At 72.4% G+C, this 19888-nt stretch carries 11 protein-coding genes; 8 read left to right on the plus strand and 3 right to left on the minus strand.

The window, feature by feature from the left end:
- Positions 1 to 50 precede the first annotated feature (50 nt).
- The gene (locus JW613_RS29860) at positions 51 to 1310 is read right to left on the minus strand and encodes a nucleotide sugar dehydrogenase (RefSeq protein WP_209214006.1); all 1260 of its coding nucleotides are present in this window, start codon (positions 1308 to 1310) and stop codon (positions 51 to 53) included.
- Positions 1311 to 1577: 267 nt separating this feature from the next.
- On the opposite strand from JW613_RS29860, the gene JW613_RS29865 reads away from it, so the two are divergent.
- The 6 genes from JW613_RS29865 (at position 1578) to JW613_RS29890 (ending at position 14591) form a co-directional block, all read left to right on the plus strand.
- Complete coding sequence (locus JW613_RS29865; RefSeq protein ID WP_209214007.1) at positions 1578 to 3284, plus strand: glycerol-3-phosphate dehydrogenase/oxidase; 1707 nt, start codon at positions 1578 to 1580, stop codon at positions 3282 to 3284.
- 228 nt (positions 3285 to 3512) lie between these two features.
- Positions 3513 to 5834: a serine/threonine-protein kinase gene (locus tag JW613_RS29870; RefSeq protein ID WP_209214008.1), complete on the plus strand. Its 2322-nt coding sequence runs from the start codon at positions 3513 to 3515 to the stop codon at positions 5832 to 5834.
- Positions 5835 to 6101: 267 nt separating this feature from the next.
- Entirely contained in the window at positions 6102 to 9041 is a 2940-nt protein-coding gene (locus tag JW613_RS29875; RefSeq protein ID WP_209214009.1) for a serine/threonine kinase C-terminal domain-containing protein, read from the plus strand.
- Between the two features lie 57 nt (positions 9042 to 9098).
- Positions 9099 to 10826 carry a serine/threonine-protein kinase gene (locus JW613_RS29880; protein WP_209214010.1) on the plus strand — a complete coding sequence of 576 codons (1728 nt, stop codon included), beginning with the start codon at positions 9099 to 9101 and terminating at the stop codon, positions 10824 to 10826.
- 107 nt (positions 10827 to 10933) lie between these two features.
- Positions 10934 to 12568, plus strand: coding sequence for a succinic semialdehyde dehydrogenase (locus tag JW613_RS29885; protein WP_209214011.1), 1635 nt, complete (start codon positions 10934 to 10936; stop codon positions 12566 to 12568).
- Positions 12569 to 12641: 73 nt separating this feature from the next.
- Positions 12642 to 14591, plus strand: a complete 1950-nt coding sequence (locus JW613_RS29890) for a GMC oxidoreductase (protein ID WP_209214012.1) — start codon at positions 12642 to 12644, stop codon at positions 14589 to 14591.
- 592 nt (positions 14592 to 15183) lie between these two features.
- Here the strand turns inward: JW613_RS29890 and JW613_RS29895 are convergent.
- On the minus strand, positions 15184 to 15420 hold the full coding sequence (locus tag JW613_RS29895) for a chorismate mutase (protein ID WP_209214013.1): 237 nt from the start codon (positions 15418 to 15420) through the stop codon (positions 15184 to 15186).
- Between the two features lie 300 nt (positions 15421 to 15720).
- Between JW613_RS29895 and guaA the strand changes: the two genes are divergently transcribed.
- The gene (gene guaA / locus JW613_RS29900; RefSeq protein ID WP_209214014.1) at positions 15721 to 17307 is read left to right on the plus strand and encodes a glutamine-hydrolyzing GMP synthase; all 1587 of its coding nucleotides are present in this window, start codon (positions 15721 to 15723) and stop codon (positions 17305 to 17307) included.
- A 133-nt stretch (positions 17308 to 17440) separates the two neighbouring features.
- Positions 17441 to 18640 carry a hypothetical protein gene (locus JW613_RS29905; RefSeq protein WP_209214015.1) on the plus strand — a complete coding sequence of 400 codons (1200 nt, stop codon included), beginning with the start codon at positions 17441 to 17443 and terminating at the stop codon, positions 18638 to 18640.
- Positions 18641 to 18670: 30 nt separating this feature from the next.
- Here the strand turns inward: JW613_RS29905 and JW613_RS29910 are convergent, their stop codons facing one another.
- Entirely contained in the window at positions 18671 to 19846 is a 1176-nt protein-coding gene (locus JW613_RS29910; RefSeq protein WP_209214016.1) for a hypothetical protein, read from the minus strand.
- Positions 19847 to 19888: the final 42 nt, after the last annotated feature.

Here is a 19888-nt window from a genome sequence, read left to right on the forward strand (position 1 = left end):
GGGTTTGGGGGCGGAGCCCCCAACAACGGGGAGGGGCCATGGTGGGCCCCTCACAAGCGGTGGGCGGCGCCGGTGGGGCTGGCGCCACGCGTATCCAGCAGAATCTGCGCCTTCGCCGCAAGCCCCTGCAAGTCATACACGCGATGGTTCTGCAACAGCAGAGTGAGGTCCGCCTCCGCGGCGGCCTCATAGAGCGCGTCCGCGCGGGGCACGGGCTGCCCCGCGACGCGCCACTGGTGGACGTACGGATCGTGGTAGCTCAGCTGGGCGCCCAGTTCCTTGAGGCGTCCGGCGACCTCCCGGGCGGGGGAGCCCTCCTGGCTGGCGAGGTCGGGTTTGTAGGTGACGCCGAGCAGCAGGATCCGCGCGCCCCGCGCGGACTTGCCGTGCTCGTTGAGCAGCACGGCCGCGCGCTGCGAGACATAGCGCGGCATCCGTTCGTTGACCTCTTGTGCGAGTTCCACCATGCGGAGCGGATAGCCGAGCGAGCGGCTGTGGTACGAAAGGTAGTTGGGGTCGACGGGGATGCCGGGGCCGCCCACTCCGGGCCCTGGCCGGAAGGACTGGAAGCCGAACGGTTTGGTTTCCGCGCACCGCACCACGTCCCACAGGTCGATGCCCAAGTCATGGCAGAAGACGGCCATCTCGTTCATCAGTGCGATATTGATGTGCCGGTAGTTGGTCTCCAGCAGCTTGGTGGTCTCCGCCTCCCGGGGCCCGCGGGCGCGCACGACCTTGGTGAGCCGTCCGTAGAAGGCGGCGGCCGCCTCCGTGCAGGCGGGGGTGAGGCCGCCGATGACCTTGGGGATGGCGGTGTAGCCGTGGGCGCGGTTGCCGGGGTCGACCCGGGTGGGTGAGCAGGCGAGGTGGAAGTCGCGGCCGGCGCGCAGCCCGGAGCCCTCTTCCAGCAGGGGCCGTACGACGTCCTCGGTGCAGCCGGGGTAGACGCTCGACTCGACGATGACGACGGTGCGCGGTCGCAGCTGTGCGGCCAGGGTGCGGGCCGCGGTGCGGACCGCGCTCATATCGGGGGCACGGTTGGGTCCGAGTGCGGTGGGTGCGCAGATGACGGCGGTGCGGACCCGGCCGAGGACGGCCGGGTCGTTGCTGGCCCGGAAGCCTTTGGCGAGCATCCGCCGCACCTCGGCGGCGGTCAGCGGCGCGTCACCCGGGGGGCGGCCCGCGCCGATGTCGGCGACGGTCGCGTGGTCGGGGTCGTACCCGATGGTGCTGATTCCGTTCGCCGTGGCTGCCTGGGCGAGCGGCAGCCCCGAATGGGCGAGTCCCAGCACGGCGAGATCTGCGGGCATGACAGCGGTCTTCCCTTCCCCTTATCGTCCCGGTTCCGTCCCCGGGCAGCACCGGGAGTGGCGAGCGGCGCGCATTAAGGTTAAGAGCCCATATGACAGACAAGTCGGATTGCGCGCTCAGCACGGCCGACGATCAGCCAAAGTCGCGGGAATGGGGGACCATCGACAGGGGGACCACGGGGGCGGTGTCCGAGAACTGACGACGACCCGACGACAGGCACCAGGCGAGCACAGTCGAGCATCAGCCGAGCAGCTTGGGAGGCAGCAGTGAGGACAGCGGCACTGGGACCGGAACAGCGCGCGGACGCGCTGGCGAGAATGGCCGAGACCGAACTCGATGTGCTGGTGGTCGGCGGCGGCATCGTCGGCGCGGGGACGGCGCTGGACGCGGTCACCCGCGGCTTGTCCACCGGTATCGTCGAGGCGCGCGACTGGGCCTCGGGCACCTCCAGTCGTTCCAGCAAGCTCATCCACGGCGGGTTGCGCTATCTGGAGATGCTGGATTTCGCACTGGTGCGCGAGGCGCTCAAGGAGCGGGGGCTGCTGCTGGATCGGCTGGCGCCGCATCTGGTCAAGCCGGTGCCGTTCCTCTATCCCCTCCAGCACCGCGCCTGGGAGCGGCTGTACGCGGGCACGGGTGTGGCGATGTACGACGCGATGTCGGTCTCCTCCGGGCACGGCCGCGGGCTGCCGAGGCACCGTCACCTCTCTCGCCGTCATGCGCTCCGGGTGGCACCGGCGTTGAAGAAGGAAGCGCTCGTTGGCGCGCTGCAGTACTACGACGCGCAGGTGGACGACGCGCGTTTCGTGGCGACCCTGGTGCGCACGGCGGCGGAGTACGGGGCGCTCGCGGCCAACCGCGCGCGGGTGGTCGGCTTCCTGCGGGAGGGCGAACGGGTCGTCGGGGCGCGGATCGAGGATCTGGAGCAGGGGGGCGAGTACGAGGTGCGGGCCCGTCAGGTCGTCAACGCGACCGGGGTGTGGACGGACGACACGCAGGGGCTGATCGCCGAGCGTGGCCAGTTCCACGTCCGCGCCTCCAAGGGCATCCACCTGGTGGTGCCCAAGGACCGCATCAACTCCACGACGGGGCTCATCCTCCGGACGGAGAAGAGCGTGCTGTTCGTCATCCCGTGGGGGCGGCACTGGATCATCGGCACCACGGACACCGACTGGGACCTGGACAAGGCGCACCCGGCGGCCTCCAGTGCGGATATCGACTATCTCCTCGACCATGTCAACTCGGTGCTGGCGGTGCCGCTGACCCGGGACGATGTGGAGGGTGTGTACGCCGGGCTGCGTCCGCTGCTGGCGGGGGAGTCGGAGGCGACGAGCAAGCTGTCGCGTGAGCACACGGTCGCCCACCCGGTGCCGGGTCTGGTCGTCATCGCGGGCGGCAAGTACACGACGTACCGGGTGATGGCCAAGGACGCGGTGGACGAGGCGGTGCACGGGCTCGACCACCGGGTCGCCGACTGTGTCACCGAACAGGTGCGGCTGGCCGGCGCCGAGGGCTACCACGCGCTGTGGAACGGGCGTGCGCGCCTGGCCCAGCGGGCCGGGCTGCATGTGGCACGGGTCGAGCATCTGCTGGGCCGCTACGGTTCGATGACCGAAGAGGTGCTGGATCTGATCGAGGAGGACCCCAAGCTGGGCGAGCCGCTGCCCGCGGCGGACGACTATCTCAAGGCGGAGGTCGTCTACGCGTGCACGCACGAGGGCGCCCGCCATCTGGACGACGTACTCACGCGCCGGACGCGCATCTCCATCGAGACGTTCGACCGGGGCGCACGCAGCGCACGTGAGTGCGCGGAGCTGATGGCGTCGGTGCTCGGCTGGGACTCGGACCAGGTGGACCGGGAGGTCGAGCACTACGAGAAGCGGGTCGAGGCCGAGCGCGAGTCCCAGTTGCAGCCCGACGATCAGACAGCAGACGCGGCGCGGCTGGGAGCGCCCGACATCGTGCCGGTGTAGCCGGTGCAGCCCTCTTACGGAGAGCCGTGCAGCGCGGGGGACCCGGCCGTGGGTCCCCCGTTGGACTGGTCATGTCCGCAAGGGCTGTTGGGCGTGTGAACCCGCGTGAGGAGTGGTGGGGCTGTGGTGTAACTGTGCCGCCCCCGTACACGTCTTGTCAGAGCGATGGTTCACAATGAAGGCTCTGCCGGGGGCGGGCTCTCACGCAGAGGGGACACAAGGGGATTCATGAGCGAGGACGCGGGACGGCTGGTAGGCGGGCGCTATCGGCTCGGGGGTGTCCTCGGGCGTGGCGGTATGGGCACCGTCTGGCGTGGCGAGGACGAAGTCCTGGGCCGACGTGTCGCGGTGAAGGAGCTTCGGTTCCCCTCCAGCGTCGACGAGGAGGAGAAGCAGCGGCTCATCACCCGTACCCTGCGTGAGGCCAAGGCCATCGCGAGGATCCGCAGCGGCAGCGCCATCACCGTCTTCGACGTCGTCAACGAGGACAGCAGGCCCTGGATCGTCATGGAGCTGGTCGAAGGCCGCTCCCTCGCCGACAAGATCAAGAACGACGGGCCGCTGGAGCCGCAGCGCGCGGCGGAGGTCGGCCTCGCCATCCTGGACGTCCTGCGCGCCGCCCACCGCGAGGGCATCCTGCACCGCGACGTCAAGCCCTCCAACGTGCTGCTGGAGGACGGCACCGGACGTGTGGTCCTCACCGACTTCGGCATCGCCAAGGTCGAGGGCGACCCGTCCGTCACCTCCACCGGGATGCTGGTCGGCGCCCCCTCCTACATCTCGCCCGAGCGGGCCCGGGGCAAGCCGCCCGGCCCGCCCGCCGACCTGTGGTCGCTGGGCGGTCTGCTGTTCGCCGCCGTCGAGGGCCGCCCCCCCTACGACAAGGGCTCCGCGATCTCGACGCTGACGGCGGTGATGACCGAGCCCGTCCCCTACCCCGAACACGCCGGGGAGCTCAGCGAGGTCATCGCCGGTCTGCTGGTCAAGGATCCGGAGAAGCGGCTCGATGTGGACGGCGCCCGGCTGCTGCTGGAGCCGGTCGCCAACGGTCACAAGAGCCCGCCGGGCCGGGACGCCGACCGTCCGGCGGAGCGCACCTCCATCCTGCCCCCGGTGCCGTCCTCGTCCTCCGCCCCGGCCCCATCGGGTTCCGCGTCCCCGGGTCGGAGCGGCGGCCCCGCCTACAGCTCCGGTACGACCGGCGGCAGGCGCAAGCGGCGCTCCGAGGGTTCCGGTTCCGGCGAGCGGCTGCGCGGGGCCTTCAAGTCCGTACGCAACGCGGCGGCTGCCGGCGGTGCCGGTGCGGCGGGTGCGAGCTCGGCCGGCGCAGCGGGCCGTACGGGAACCGGCTCCGGTTCCCGTTCGTCCTCGCCGTCGCGCGGGGAGGGTTCCGGCGGCGCCGCGTCCGGTGGCACCCGCTCGGGTCCCAGGCACGGAGGCGGCTCTGCAAAGGGCGCGGCCCCCTCAGCCGCGCGCGCCTCCGCTACGCCGCCCGCGCCCACGAGCCCGCCGCGTCCCTCGACGCCGCCCGCCTCCTCCCCGGGCCGGCACTCGGTCACGAAGGGCGACGGCGCGAGTGAGCGGGCCGGCGGCCAGGGTGTGGGTGCGACGGGTGCGGCAGCGGCCGGCTCGGGCGCCACCGGCACGGGCACCGGTGCTACGACCGGCTCGGGCCCGGGCACCGGCGGATCCGGCGGCGCACCGCTGCCGGTGCCAGGCACGGGAAGCGGTGGCAGGGCGCTGCCACCGGAGAGCGGCGGCAGCGACGCGATCACCTCGTTGCGCGATCTGCGGGAGCTGCCCGAACTGCGCAAGGGCCTCTCACGGCGGACGCTGGCCATCGCGGCCGCGGTCGTGGTCGCCGTCATCCTCGTGATCGTGCTGATCGTGGCCAACCTCGGTGACGACTCGGGCGGTGGGGGCGGCAACGCCTCCAAGGGCGGTTCCGCCGACACGAGCGCCGACGGCCGGGGCGGCGCCAGAGAGGCTGAGCAGGCCGACACCGGCGGGGCGGCCGAAGGGGACGGCAAGTCCTCCGGAAACGGGCGGAACGACAAGTCCGGCGACGCCGAGAAGGGCGAATCCGCGCTGCCCGACGGCTACGCCCCGGTCAAGGACGGCCGGTTCCACTTCTCCGTCGCGCTGCCCGACGACTTCGAGCGTGCCGGGATAGCGGGCAAGAACTCCGGGCGCAAGTACGCCGCGTCCGGCGGCGGCTATCCACGGATCCAGATCGACTACACCAGCAGCCCCGGGGCGGACGCGGTCGGTGCGTGGCGCAAGCTGGAGCCCGCGGTCAAGGGTTCCAGCCCCGGTTACAAGTCGCTGGGTATCAAGAAGGTCGGGTGGCGCGGCTATCCGACGGTCGCCGACTGGCAGTTCCTGCGCAAGGAGAACGGCAAGAAGGTGCACGCCCTCAACCGCGGCTTCAAGGTCGACGGTGCCAACGGCTACGCGATACTCATCACCTGCGAGGCGGACGCCTGGCAGGACAAGGAGTGTGTGACGCTCCGGAAGACCGCGTTCAAGACGTTCAAGCCGCGCGCCTGACGGCCCGTCGACGGCGCACCGGGAGCCCGTGGGCACACACCCCGGCGCACACGCGCCGGGGCACGCGCCTCACCGTGCGCGGACGGCCCACCGGGGCCGGACGCGTGCGACACAGGTGTGTTCCGGGCGGTCGAGGCGCGGTGACGTAGCCGGTTCCCGGACGTATCGTGAAGGACGCGGATCGTCGCTACGCGGATCGCAGCTGTCCGCAAGGAGGCGGAAAACTACAACGACGGTGGCGGTCTCGTGCGCGGTGGGGAGGGCGTCGTGGAGGAGAACGCGGGATACGCGGGTCGGCTGCTGGCCGATCGCTACCGCCTGCCCGTGCCGCCCGCCGACGCGTACGAACTCGCCGAGTCCCTGGCCTGGGACGTGGCCAGCGGGCAGGAAGTCTTCGTCCGCCAGGTGCCGTTGCCCGAGGTCGTCGAGGCCGAGGTGGTCGACGACGGTTACAGCGCCCCCGGTCGGGGCCCCGGTGGTGGACCGCACGGCAGCGCCGGGCGGGCGGTCCGGCGCCCGGCGGACCCCGCGGTGCGCAGGGCCATGGAGGCGGCCGTCGCTGCGGCGCAGCTGCCCGACCATCCCCGGCTCGACCAGGTCTTCGACGTCTTCGTCGAGGACGACGGGCTGTGGGTGGTGAGCGAGTTGGTGCCCGCCAGACCTCTTGCCACGCTGCTGGCCGACCGGCCGCTGGGCGCCCACCGCGCCGCCGAGATCGCCGCCGATCTGCTCGCCGCACTGCGTATCGTGCACGCGCACGGCTGGGTGCACCGCAATATCACCGCCCGCACGGTACTCATCTGCGAGGACGGGCACGCGGTGCTGACCGGCCTCGCGGCGGGGGCGGCCGAGGAGGCGCTGTGCGGCTACGATCCGCTGCCTCCGCCCCCTCCGCACCTCCCCGGGGCAGATCCGGACGAGGGACCCGAGCCCGGGGCCGGGCCGGAGACAGGCACCGAGCTCCGGCCCGGGGGCGGCGTGGCAGCGGGCGAACCGGCGCCCGCGACCTGGACCGGACACCGGCTGCCCGAGGGCTTCACCGCACGCGAGGACGGCTCGTATGTGCCTGGGCGGGACGGAGGTCACCACGAACACCACCCCGGCGTGCGTCCGGCCGGTGGCCAGGAGCGGCGCAGAGGCATCTTCGGCTTCGAGGGCATCGAGCCGGAGGAGGACGTCCGTGGGCCGCGCGGGCAGGGCCCCTCCGGCCGTGACGGCCTTCCCGACGAGGTCTCGGCGCGCGCCGCGCGGCGTGGCGCGATAGCCGCGTACCGCGAGGGCGCCCAGCGGGCCGCCGCCGATACCCGGGACGCCGGGCGGCGCCCCCAGGAGGGGCGGGACGAGGGGCTCCGGAGCCAGGCCGGCGCCGACTGGTGGTCCACGAGCCCGGCCGACGGCGCGGCAGGCCGAGGCGCCGCGGGCAGGCGCGGGCCGCGGCACGCCCTCGACGACGACGTGCGCTGGCTGCCGTCCGACGAGGACGAGGTGCTGCCCGACGCGCTGCCCGACGGCGAAGTGCGCGGGGTCGAGCGCGAGGAGATCTACGGTCCGCACGCGGCGGGCCCCTACGGCGCGCCGCTGCCGTACGGTCACCGGCCCGGCACCGGGGCGGAAACCGGCACCGGCCAGGAAGCAGCCGCAGAAGCAGAAGCTGCCGCAGAAGCAGGCGCAGACGCCGCCGCAGTTGTCCCCGGCGGCGGCGAGAGAGCGTACGGGGAAGCGGACGACGGCCCCTGGGGCGGTACGGCAGCGTACGAGGAGCCGGACGAGGGCCCCTGGGGCGGTGCGGAGGCGTCGGCCGGCCGTTATCGAGGGCCCGCCACGGCGCTGGCGGCGGAGCGGGCCCGGCACGCCCGGATGACGGTCGTCGGTCCGGTCACCGAGCGCTGGGCACCGGAGCAGGCGGGGCCCGTGTACGAGAACTGGCGGCTGGCCCCGCCCGTCGGCCCGGCCGCCGACCTGTGGGCGCTGGGCGTGCTGCTCTTCCGTGCCGTGCAGGGCCACGCGCCCTACCCCGAGGACAGCGCCGCCGAGTTGGTGCAGATGGTGTGCGCGGAGCCGCCCGCGTTCGCGGAGGACTGCGGGCCGCTGCGCCCGGTGGTCGAGTCGCTGATGCGCCAGGACCCCACCGAGCGGCCGGACGTCGAGGAGCTGCGGGGCTGGCTGCGTTCGATCATCCGCTCGGCGCCGGAGCCGGACGTGGGGCTGCGGACCGTCACGGCGCCGCTCACTCTGGACGCCGGTGGCCCGGCCGACCCGCATCGGCTGCCGATCGTGCGGCGGCGCGGCGAACTGGTGCGCAGACGGCGGCGCGCGAAGCGGACTGCGGGCGCGGCCCGGACGCCGCGCCGCGAGCCGGAGCAGCAGCCGCGGGTCGATCCCGTGCAGGTCGAACACCCCGAGCCGGTGCAGCGGCACCGCGGCCCGAACCGCGGTGGCGGCCCACGGCGGTTGGGGCTGCTGGTACTGGTCCTGATACTGCTCGGCATGGCGGCGGCGGTGGCGTTCGTCGTGCTGTTCCTGCCGGACAACGAGGGCGGGAAGGGCGCCCGGAAGGGCTCGGTCGTGGTGCCCGAGGAGCACAAGCCCGAACCGGCGCCGGAGCCGACGGGCGAGGGCAGGCCCGACGGCAAGTCCGACGGCAAGTCCGACGACAAGTCCGGCGACGGGAAGAGCGGTGATCCCGGCGACGAGGGCGCGGGGAGCGACCGCGGCGACGAGAGCGGCGAGGCCCCCGAGGGCTACCGGATCAGCCGCGACCCCGCCGGGTTCCGCATCGCCGTGCCCAAGGGGTGGGACCGCCGTCCCGTCGACGGGCGTGGCCAGGTGCGTTACTCCCCGGGAGGGTCCCCGGGCGGCGGGGTCGAGATGGTGCTGGTCAACGGCCGGGACAGCACGGGGGAGTTCGGCAAGGACCCGATGGCCTACCAGGGCGAGAAGGAGCCGGAGCTGTCGGCCTACCGCGCCTCCGACTGGGCGAGCACGCGCGGGCTGCGGCGTATCGACGTGGGCGACACGGCGATGGCGGAGGGCACCTTCAGCTGGCGCGAGGACGGCGGGCGTCAGATGTACGCCCGTAACCGGGCGATGATCCTGGACGGGCGCTACCACGTGCTGCTCGTAGTCGGCTCCGAGGGCCGGAAGGCGCAGATCGACCAGCATTTCGAGGCGGTCGCCGACACCTACCGCGTCACCCGGGCGCGTTGACGTCACAGCTTCGTGAACGAACTGGCGACCGCGCTGCCGGTAGGTAATGGTGGGTGCATGACGAACGAGGGGGACCGGTTGGACGAGTCGACCAGCTATGGGCTGCAACCGCCCGTCGCCGCACCACCCGGGGAGCAGCCGCCCGCCGGGGTGCCGCAGCAGCCGTCGCCGTCGCCGTCCCCGCGCTCCGTGCCGCTCTCCCAGCCCTCGGACGCGCCTCGGCCCCCGGCGCCCGGTGCGTACAAGCCGACGGAGGTCGCCGTGCCGCCCTCGGCCGGGGCCGGCGGCGACCCGGGCTCCGGGCGGCTGATCGGCGGCCGTTACCGCCTCACGGCCCGGCTGGGGCACGGCGGTATGGGCACCGTGTGGCGGGCCCACGACGAGGTGGTCGACCGGGACGTGGCGGTCAAGGAGCCGCGGTTGCCCGACCATCTCTCCCGGCGCGAGCGCGAGACGATGTACACACGGATGCGGCGTGAGGCGCGTACCGCCGCGCGGATCGACCACCCCTCCGTGGTGACCATCCATGACGTGGTGGTGGAGGACGAGCAGCCGTGGATCGTCATGGAGCTGGTCCAGGGGCGGTCGCTGGCCGATGTGCTGAACGAGGGCACCCTCGATGTGCGCGAGGCCGCCCGGATCGGGCTCGCCGTGGCGGGCGCGCTGGACGCCGCGCACGAGAAGGGCGTGCTGCACCGCGATGTGAAGCCGGACAACGTCCTGCTCGGCCGCTACGACCGGGTGGTGCTCACCGACTTCGGCATCGCGCAGGTGCAGGGCGAACAGGGACTCACGGAGACGGGGGCGTTCGTCGGCTCGCCGGAGTTCGTGGCGCCCGAGCGGGTGCTGGGGCAGCGGCCGGGTCCAGAGTCGGACCTGTGGTCGCTCGGCGTCGTGCTGTACGCGGCGGTCGAGGGCGTCTCGCCGTTCCGCCGCTCCAACTCCCCCGCCACTTTGCAGGCGGTGCTCTCCGCCGAACCCCAGCGCCCGGCGCGCGCGCTGAGCGGGTCCGGCGCGTTCGGGATGCTGCTGACCCGGTTGCTGAGCAAGGAGCCTGCGCTGCGTCCGGACGCGGCGGAGGTACGGCAGACCCTCGCGGATGTGGCCCGTCCGCCGCAGGCCGCCCGGCCGGTGCCGGGTCCGGAGGGGGGCAGCGCTCTCGGCCGGGTGCTGCGCGGCGTGGGCGGCAAGCTGCGCACCAGTCGCGGCTGGCAGTTCGGCACGGGCGGCGTGGTGCTCGCGATCGCCGCGGCACTCGCGCTGTTCTTCGTCTACACAGCCGACCAGGCGCCGGAGGGCTACACGACGCGGAACGAGGACGCGCGGGTGCGGGCGTCCCTCGCGGTGCCGGAGGAGTACAAGCGCAGCGCGAACGAGGACGAGGTGACCTTCACCGACCCGGGGAACGTCGTCTCCCTCAAGCTGAGCCGCGGCAACAAGGACGTCAAGGAGAACTCCCTTCTGGAGGCCAATTTCTGGAAGAGCTTCTACGAGGACGGCGCCGAGGAGGGCTACGACGAGACGATGCTGGAGGTGGAGTCGCGGGTCACCGAGGCGAAGCAGCAGGGCGAGGACGCGGCGGAGGTGTCCACCACCTACCGGCCCAAGACCGACGTCGGGGATCCCGAGGCGCCCATGAAGTTCCGGCACGAGCTGGTCTACGTCAACGACGACGGCGTCCGCTGGCGGCTGTATGTGGACATGCCCGCCAAGGGCAAGTCGCGCGAGGACGGCGAGGCCGTCTACCAGGAGGCGAAGGAGTCCCTCAAGATCAATGATCTGTGAGGGACGGCTGGTCGCTCTCCGTTCTGCCAGCAATCACTGGCAGATTCCGTGAAAAGCGGTTACCGCTGGGTATACGAGCCCGCACCCGTGGTCGTACGCTCACTCGCATGACGGACTCGCAGGACAGCACCCGCCCCATGTCGAGCACTGCGCAGGCCCCCGGCAATCCGGTGGCAGCCGCCCCCGAGAAGGCCCGGACCGCGGCCGAGGTGGTCACTCCCGCACTCGTCGCCGCGCTGACCCGTGACGTGGTGGGCAGCGGCAAGACCAGCAGTCGCTCCCCCTTCACGGGGGAGGTGTTGGCCGAGCTGCCCGAGTCCACCCCGAAGGACGTCGCCACCGCCTTCGAGAAGGCACGTACGGCCCAGCGCGCCTGGGCGGCCACCCCGGTACGGCAGCGCGCCGCGGTCCTGCTGCGCTTCCACGACCTGGTGCTGGCCCGCCAGTCGGAGGTCCTGGACCTCATCCAGCTGGAGACCGGCAAGGCCCGGCTGCACGCGCACGAGGAGGTCCAGGCGGTCGCCGTCGCCGCCCGCCACTACGGTCGCAAGGCTCCCTCCTATCTGCGCCCCAAGCGGCACACCGGCGCGATACCCGCACTGACCAAGGTCACCGAGCTGCGCCACCCGCGCGGCGTCGTCGGGCAGATCGCCCCCTGGAACTACCCCTTCGAGCTGTCCGTCGGGGACGCGCTGCCGGCCTTCGCGGCGGGCAACGCCGTCGTGATGAAGCCCGACACACAGACCGCGCTGACCGCGCTGTGGGCACGCGATCTGCTGATCGAGGCCGGGCTGCCCGCCGACGTGTGGCAGGTCGTACTCGGCGAGGGCCCGGTGGTCGGCCCCGAGGTCACCGACCGGGGCGACTACGTCTCCTTCACCGGCTCCACCCGCACCGGACGGGAGGTCGCCCGGCGTGCCGCGGCCCGCCTGGTGGGCTGCTCCCTGGAACTGGGCGGCAAGAACGCGATGCTCGTCCTGGAGGACGCCGACCTCGACAAGGCCGCGGCGGGCGCGGTACGCGGCGCGTTCTCCTCCGCCGGGCAGCTGTGCATCTCCATCGAGCGGCTGTACGTCCACGAGTCCGTCGCCGACGCCTTCCTGGAACGCTTCGTGGCCCGCACCCGCGCCCTGCGGCTGGGCGCCTCGCTGGCCTACGGCGCCGACATGGGCTCCCTCGTCTCCGAGCGGCAGTTGCGCACCGTCGAGCAGCATGTGGCGGACGCCGTCGGCAAGGGGGCCACCGTGCTGGCCGGCGGCAGGCCGCGCCCCGACATCGGTCCGCTGTTCTACGAGCCCACCGTGCTGGAGGGCGTCGAGCCGGCGATGGCCGTCTGCGGTGAGGAGACCTTCGGCCCCGTTGTCTCCGTCTACCGCTTCTGTGACGTCGAAGAGGCCGTCGAGCTCGCCAACGCGACCTCCTACGGGCTCAACTCCAGCGTATGGAGCGGCAACGGCCGCCGGGCGCGCCAGCTCGCGGCCCGGCTGCGCACCGGCACCGTCAACGTCAACGAGGGCTACGCCTCCGCCTACGGCAGCGCCCAGGCACCGATGGGCGGCATGGGCGACTCCGGACTCGGCCGCCGGCACGGCTCGGAGGGCATCCTCAAGTACACCGAGCCGCAGACGGTGGCGCATCAGCGGGTGCTGCCCATGGCCCCGTCGCTGGGCATGAGCGACGAGGCGTACGCCGCCTTCATGTCCCGCTCCCTCAAGGCGCTGAAGGCGCTGCGCTTCCGCTGAACCGTCCCCCTCGGCCGTTGCCCCGCGCGTACGGGGCCCCTTCCGCACCGTCACCGCAGAACCGGAGGTACTCGTGTCCCTACCCAACCCTGCTCGAAAGCGGTCGGACGCAGACCCGTTCGACTACGACGTGCTGGTGGTCGGCTCCGGATTCGGCGGCGCGGTCTCGGCGCTGCGGCTGACCGAGAAGGGCTACCGGGTGTGCGTGCTCGAAGCCGGCCGGCGCTTCACCCGCGAGGAGTTGCCCAGGACCTCCTGGGATCTGAAGAACTTCCTGTGGGCGCCCTCGCTCGGGCTCTACGGCATCCAGCGCATCCACCTCCTCGCCAACGTCATGATCCTCGCGGGCGCCGGGGTGGGCGGCGGCTCGCTCAACTACGCCAACACCCTCTACGTGCCCCCGAAGCCGTTCTTCGAGGACCGCCAGTGGGGCCACATCACCGACTGGCAGGACGAACTCGCGCCCTATTACGACCAGGCCAAGCGGATGCTCGGCGTCCGCATCAATCCGACCACCACGCCCTCCGACGTCCATCTGAAGGCCGCCGCCGACCGTCTGGGCTACGGCGACACCTTCCATCTCGCGCCCGTCGGCGTCTTCTTCGGCGACGGCAAGGACGCGGACGGCGCGGTGCGCACCACCGCGGGCGAGACCGTCCCCGACCCGTACTTCGGCGGCGCGGGCCCCGATCGCACCGCCTGTGTGGAGTGCGGCGAGTGCATGACCGGCTGCCGCCGGGGCGCCAAGAACACCCTCAACGAGAACTACCTCCACCTCGCCGAGCGGTCCGGCGCCGAGATCCGCCCGCTGACCACCGTCGTGGGCCTGAGGGAGCGCACCCCGGGCACGGAGGCGGACGGTTACGAAGTGCTGACCGTACGCACCGACAAGTCTGCCGGCGGCAGGCGGTACGGCAACCGGCGTGGCGCCAGGCCGCACATCCTGCGGGCTCGGCACGTCGTACTGGCCGCCGGCACCTACGGCACGCAGAAGCTGCTGCACCGGGTCAGGGACGCCGGCACCCTCCCACGGCTCTCGCCCCGGCTGGGGGAGCTGACCCGCACCAACTCCGAAGCACTGGTGGGCGCGCAGACCGTGCCGCGCAGGTACCGCAAGAAGTGGGGCGAGGAGGCCGGACCCGACTTCACCAAGGGCGTCGCCATCACCTCCTCCGTACACCCCAACGCCAACACCCATATCGAACCGGTGCGCTACGGCAAGGGCTCCAACTCCATGAGCGCCCTGACCACGCTGCAGGTGCGGCAGCACACCCTGTTGCCGCGCGCGCTCGCCCATGTCTTCACCTGCCTGCGGCACCCGGCGCTCTTCCTGCGGTCGCTGTCCGCGCGCAAGTGGTCCGAGCGCATCATCATCGGTCTGGTCATGCAGACCCTCGACAACTCGCTGACCACCTACCGCAAGGACAAGGGCCTCGGCAAAGGCATGCTCACCGCCCGGCAGGGACACGGCGCACCCAACCCGGTGCACATCCCCGAGAGCGCCGAGGCCGCGAGCGCGCTGGCCGAGGAGATCAACGGCTTCGCCGGCACCAACATCGGCGAGCTGATGGGCACCCCCCTGACCGCCCACTTCCTCGGCGGCTGCCCCATCGGAGACAGCCCCGAACACGGGGTCGTCGACCCGTACCACCGGCTGTACGGGCACCCGGGCATCCATGTGGTCGACGGCTCCGCCGTCTCCGCCAACCTGGGCGTCAACCCCTCCCTGACCATCACCGCGCAGGCCGAGCGCGCCATGTCGTTCTGGCCGAACAAGGGGGAGGCGGACCCGCGTCCCGCGCAGGACGCCGCATACCAGCGACTGGAGCCGGTGGCCCCGGCCCGGCCCGCCGTGCCCGAGAGCGCCTTCGGGGCACTGCGGCTGCCGATCGTGTCGGTGTCGCACGGCAAGCGGGCCGATGAGGCGGCCGAAGAAGCTGCTGAGAAGGTCGCTGAGCAGGCTGCTGAGCAGGCCGTGGACGGTATCCGGGCGAGGGCGGAAGGCGCGCCCGAGAGGGCATAGCGCGGCACGACGAAGGGCCCCGGGCGCCGACCGGGTGGGTGGCGGCAGCCGCGGGGCCCTCGGGCCAGCACCGGCGTCAGGGCAGCGCCTGTGCTGAGGCGGCGCCGGGGGGAAGCGCCGCCGAATTGGTCGAACCAATGGCGGAACTCCGCCACGGTCCACCAACTGGCCGTGTGGTCAGGTGGTTTGGTGCGTGGTTCTCTGCATCGTGCTGGATCCGCCGCACCCCGCGCAACCATTTCGACGCAGAGGGATTTCCAGGTTCTGGCAAAGATCTCGTGCGGGCCCGGTGCACGGGAGAGCCGCGGAGCGGCCGGCCCAGAGCGTCCCCGGGACCGGCCGCTGTCGTGACCGGGCTGCTGTCCCCTGCCGTCCGGTCACAGCACCGGAGCGAGGTCCCACGACACCCGGCGTCTCCCCTCCCGGGGAGGACGGGTGTCTCATCGCTCCGGTGACGCCGCCCCGCTCGCCACCGGGCGCCCGGCGGAGATCAGGGACACCGGGTCCAACGAAGGCCCCGCAGGGCGGTCACGCGCCGTACGGGTGAGGGCCCTGTCTCCGGTTTCCGGTGGGTGCGCGGAATGGGCCTGCCCTAATGGCCCCGGCACAAGCGCAACAGCGTCAGTGCAAGATCGCGGCCCGGGGCGCCGAGCTCGGTGCTGTAGTGGTCGAGGACCTCCATCTCGCGGGCCAACTGGACGCGCCGCCCGCCAACGCTCTCCGACAGCTCCATCCGCTCGCGCACGAGCGCGATCAGACGGGCGTCGAGCGTGTCGATCCGCTCCCGCATCGCAGCTTCCGTGCTGGTGCTCGTGCTCGTTGTGCTCATCCGGCGTCTACTCCTCGGCTCGCGGAGCCCGCGGATCCCGGCAGCCCGGGCGGACACACACGGGCGCCCCGGGCCTGACCGGCCCGGGGCGCCTGGGGAAGTTCGTATGTGGCTTCTCTCACACAGAACGACGACCATGGCAGCCGGCCGGGCCGGTGCCATAGGTAAACCACGTGTTCCGCATGAGCATGCGCCCAGTATGCCACCGCGTCGGCTGTGGGATCGGCCACCCAGGGGCACCGTTATCATCGGAGGTGAATCCCCCGCTTCACCGCCGAACCGCCGAAAGGCATCAGCTTCGTGGCTTCCAACCCGTCCGAGAGCACTCCGGACACCGTTCTCGTCGTCGACTTCGGCGCGCAGTACGCCCAGCTCATCGCGCGTCGGGTGCGCGAGGCGCGGGTGTACAGCGAGATCGTGCCGTCGACCATGCCGGTCGCCGAGATGCTCGCCAAGAACCCGAAGGCGATCATCCTGTCCGGCGGCCCCTCGTCCGTCTACACCCAGGGCGCGCCCTCCCTCGACCGCGAGCTGTTCGAGGCCGGTGTCCCGGTCCTGGGCATCTGCTACGGCTTCCAGCTGATGGCGACGACGCTGGGCGGCACGGTCGACAACACCGGCAGCCGGGAGTACGGCCGTACCCGGCTGACCGTCGCCAAGGCGTCCTCCACGCTGTTCGAGGGCACCCCGAGCGAGCAGCAGGTGTGGATGTCGCACGGCGACGCCTGCTCGGCGGCGCCGGAGGGCTTCACCGTCACGGCCTCCACGGAGCTGGTGCCGGTCGCGGCGTTCGAGGACGACGGGCGGAAGCTGTACGGCATCCAGCACCACCCCGAGGTGATGCACTCCACCTTCGGCCAGCAGGTGCTGGAGCACTTCCTGTACCGGGGCGCCGGGCTCACCCCGTCCTGGACGACGGCGAGCATCGTCGACGAGCAGGTGGCGGCCATCCGTGCGCAGGTCGGCGGCAAGCGCGCCATCTGCGGGCTGTCCGGCGGGGTGGACTCGGCGGTGGCGGCCGCGCTCGTGCAGCGGGCCATCGGCGATCAGCTGACCTGCGTGTACGTCGACCACGGGCTGATGCGCAAGGGCGAGACCGAGCAGGTCGAGAAGGACTTCGTGGCGGCGACCGGCGTACAGCTGAAGGTCGTGGACGCCGCCGACCGCTTCATCGACGCGCTGGCGGGAGTCTCGGACCCCGAGCAGAAGCGCAAGATCATCGGCCGGGAGTTCATCCGGGTCTTCGAGACCGCGCAGGCCGAGTTGGTCGCGGAGGCCGGCGCGGCGGGCGAGGACGTCGCCTTCCTCGTCCAGGGCACGCTCTACCCGGACGTGGTGGAGTCCGGCGGCGGCACCGGCGCGGCCAACATCAAGTCGCACCACAACGTGGGCGGTCTCCCCGAGGACCTCGAATTCGAGCTGGTCGAGCCGCTGCGCAAGCTGTTCAAGGACGAGGTGCGGATGGTCGGGCAGGAGCTCGGCCTGCCGGAGGAGATCGTCCAGCGCCAGCCGTTCCCCGGTCCGGGGCTGGGCATCCGGATCGTCGGCGAGGTCACCCGCCAGCGGCTGGACCTGCTGCGGGAGGCGGACGCCATCGCCCGCGAGGAGCTGACGGCCGCGGGGCTCGACCGGGACATCTGGCAGTGCCCGGTGGTGCTGCTCGCGGACGTACGCAGCGTCGGCGTACAGGGCGACGCCCGTACCTACGGGCACCCGGTGGTGCTGCGTCCGGTCTCCTCGGAGGACGCGATGACGGCCGACTGGTCGCGGCTGCCCTACGACGTGCTGGCCCGTATCTCGACGCGGATCACCAACGAGGTCGCCGAGATCAACCGGGTCACGCTGGATGTCACCAGCAAGCCCCCGGGGACCATCGAGTGGGAGTGAGCCGCGTGTCGAGCTCCCGCTGAGCAGTTCGCCGTGTGCCCCGCGCCCCTGCCCCGCTCCGCCCGGAGCGGTGCCAGGAGCGCGGGGCACACGTGTGTTCGGGCCGGGTACGGGGCTGGGATACGGTGCCGTGGTGTCGGATGCGGAGGAGCAGCAGCAACAGACGGACGAGGACGAGCGGCGCGAGCGGTGGCGCGTCCTCCAGGAGCGCACGGACCGGCGCCGTCGCCGTACGAGGATCGCCGTGTGGTGCGGCCTCGGCGTACTGGTGCTCGGCGGCGCGGGATGGGCCGTCACGCCCACCGTCAAGGACAGCGTGATCACATCCGGCGCCTGTGACGGCGCGTTGCCCGACGGCACCATGGACACCTTGCGCAACACCACCGGCCACGCCGACGGGCATCTGACCGAGTCCCGCAGCGAACTCGACGGCGACCTGGGGCGCTACAGCTGCGAAGTGGCGAACGAGGAGGGCGAACGGGTCCTCGAAGTCCACGTCTACAGCCGCCGCGACGACATCGACCGCGAACTGATACGGGAGTTCCGGGACGACGGTGTGCACCCGACGTCCGCGCTCCCCGGCGGCCTCCCGGGTTTCGAGTCCCGGCTGGCCGGGCTGACGTTGCTGCCCCGCTGCCCCGGCCGCGGCAAGGACGCCGCCGGAAACCCGGGCCGGCTCCTGGTGGATGTGCTGGCCGGACACCGCTCCGAGCCGCATCAGCTGGTCCGCGCGGGCGCCGCCGTCGCCAACAAGGCGGCCGAGAAGCTCGGTTGCGACACCGACCCGCTGCCCGTCCCGGAGAAGGAGATCGAGCAGCAGGCGCCCGGGTCCGTACCCTCCGCCCGCGCGGCCGGCACCACCTGTGCGGCGCTCGCCCGCGGCCCGTTCCAGGACGCCGGCTGGTCCGTCGATCTGCGTATCCCCAAAGGCCCGGCTCCGCTGACCAGTTGCACGGTGCGGCCGTCCGGCGAGGACGAGGACGGCGAACCGCACCGCCCGGTGCTCTCGCTGCACGGGCTGTACGGCGAGTGGACGCAGCGGGTGATGCTGGGGCAGGCCCGGCACCACGGCGCGCGCACGGACGAGAAGCGGGTCGGGCCGTGGCTCACCGACGAGAGCGGTTGGGCCATGGCCCGGTGCGACGGCCGGCCGGCGGGCTTCAAGATCTCCGTCAGCCGACCGGACCACGAGACGGACTCCTACTCCGAGGACAAGACCCTCAGCCGCAAGCAGCTCGACCGGACCGGGATGCGCAAGATGCTCGCCTCCTTCGCCGAGCGGGAGAGCGCGGAGCGCGGCTGTACGGGGCTGCGGCTGCCCGCCGCCGACTGATGATCCGCGGCCGGCTCGTCCGCGGCCGGGTCACAGCAGGTTGAGGGCGTTGGCATAGCGGGCGTCCAGCTGCCCGCGGAGCCGCTCGGCCCGGCCCTCGGGTATGCCGCGCTCCCGCGCCCATGCGTCGAAGACGGTGAACAGCTGCACCCTGCCGTCCATCAACCGCTCGGTGGCACGCTTTCCGCGGCCCGGCGACGCGTCGGGGCGGCGCTGGGCGAGGGTGGCGGCGGAGGGGCGGGAACGTACCCGGTGGTCGGCGGGGTGGTACAGGCCGCGGGTGTGCCGCAGTACCGCGCGGTCGAACTCGGCGAGGGAGGGGGCGAGACCGTCCTTGACGGCGACCGTGCGGGAGGCCATGAGTTCGGCGACCACGGTGGCGCTCTGTTCGAGCTCCAGCTCGGTGCCCGTGATCCCTTCCTTGGCCTTGGTGCCGGGCTCCTGCGCGCTGTCGGTCAGGCGCTCCAGATACCAGGCGAAGCGGGCGCGTTCGGCGTCGTACAGCGTGGCGAAGGCGCGCGGGGAGGCGGCCACTCGGCGTATCACCTTCTGTGCCGTCTCGAACTCGGGGAAGACCACATGGACGTCGCGCCCCGAGGGGAAGGGAGTGGCCCAGTTGCCGCTGCCGTCACCGTAGTCTGCTTCCTCGTCGGTGGCGGTGGGGTGCTGCCAGTCGTGGGGCGTCCCGCGCATCACCGCCCTGCTGGTGTCCTGGATGTAGGAGGCGAACATCTGGGCGAGGTAGGGGTTGAGCCCCAGCGGGAAGTCGGGCCGGTAGTGCTCGCTGCCCTTGCTGAGCAGCAGTACGACGGCGTACGCGACGCGTGCCTCCCGCTCGGTGTGCGGCCGGGCGGGCTCGCGCTGCTGTTCCGTGGTGCGGCCGGTCGTGGCCGCGACCAGGGCGCGGCCCGCTGGTTCGGTCCCCTCGGCGCCGTCGCACAGCGGGTCGCCGGTGGTGCTCAGCAGACGCTTGAGCGGTCCGGTGCGGGTGATGTTCTCGCCCGGATCGAGTGCTTCGGCGGCGCGTTCGGGGTCGCGCGCCAGCGCGTCGGCGGAGCCGGGCGCCGGGCGGCACGCCGGTGACTCGTCCGCGTCGAGCAGCAGGGCGGGGACGAGAACGGCGACCAGCGCGAGGGCGAGGACACCGCTCAGTACGAGGAACCTGGTGCGCCGTGCGGCGCCGCGTATCCGGCCGAGGAGAGACACCGGGCGAGAGTACCCGGGCCGGTCCCCGCCCGGGGCGACCGG

Source organism: Streptomyces smyrnaeus, assembly GCF_017676345.1.
Taxonomy (GTDB): domain Bacteria; phylum Actinomycetota; class Actinomycetes; order Streptomycetales; family Streptomycetaceae; genus Streptomyces; species Streptomyces smyrnaeus.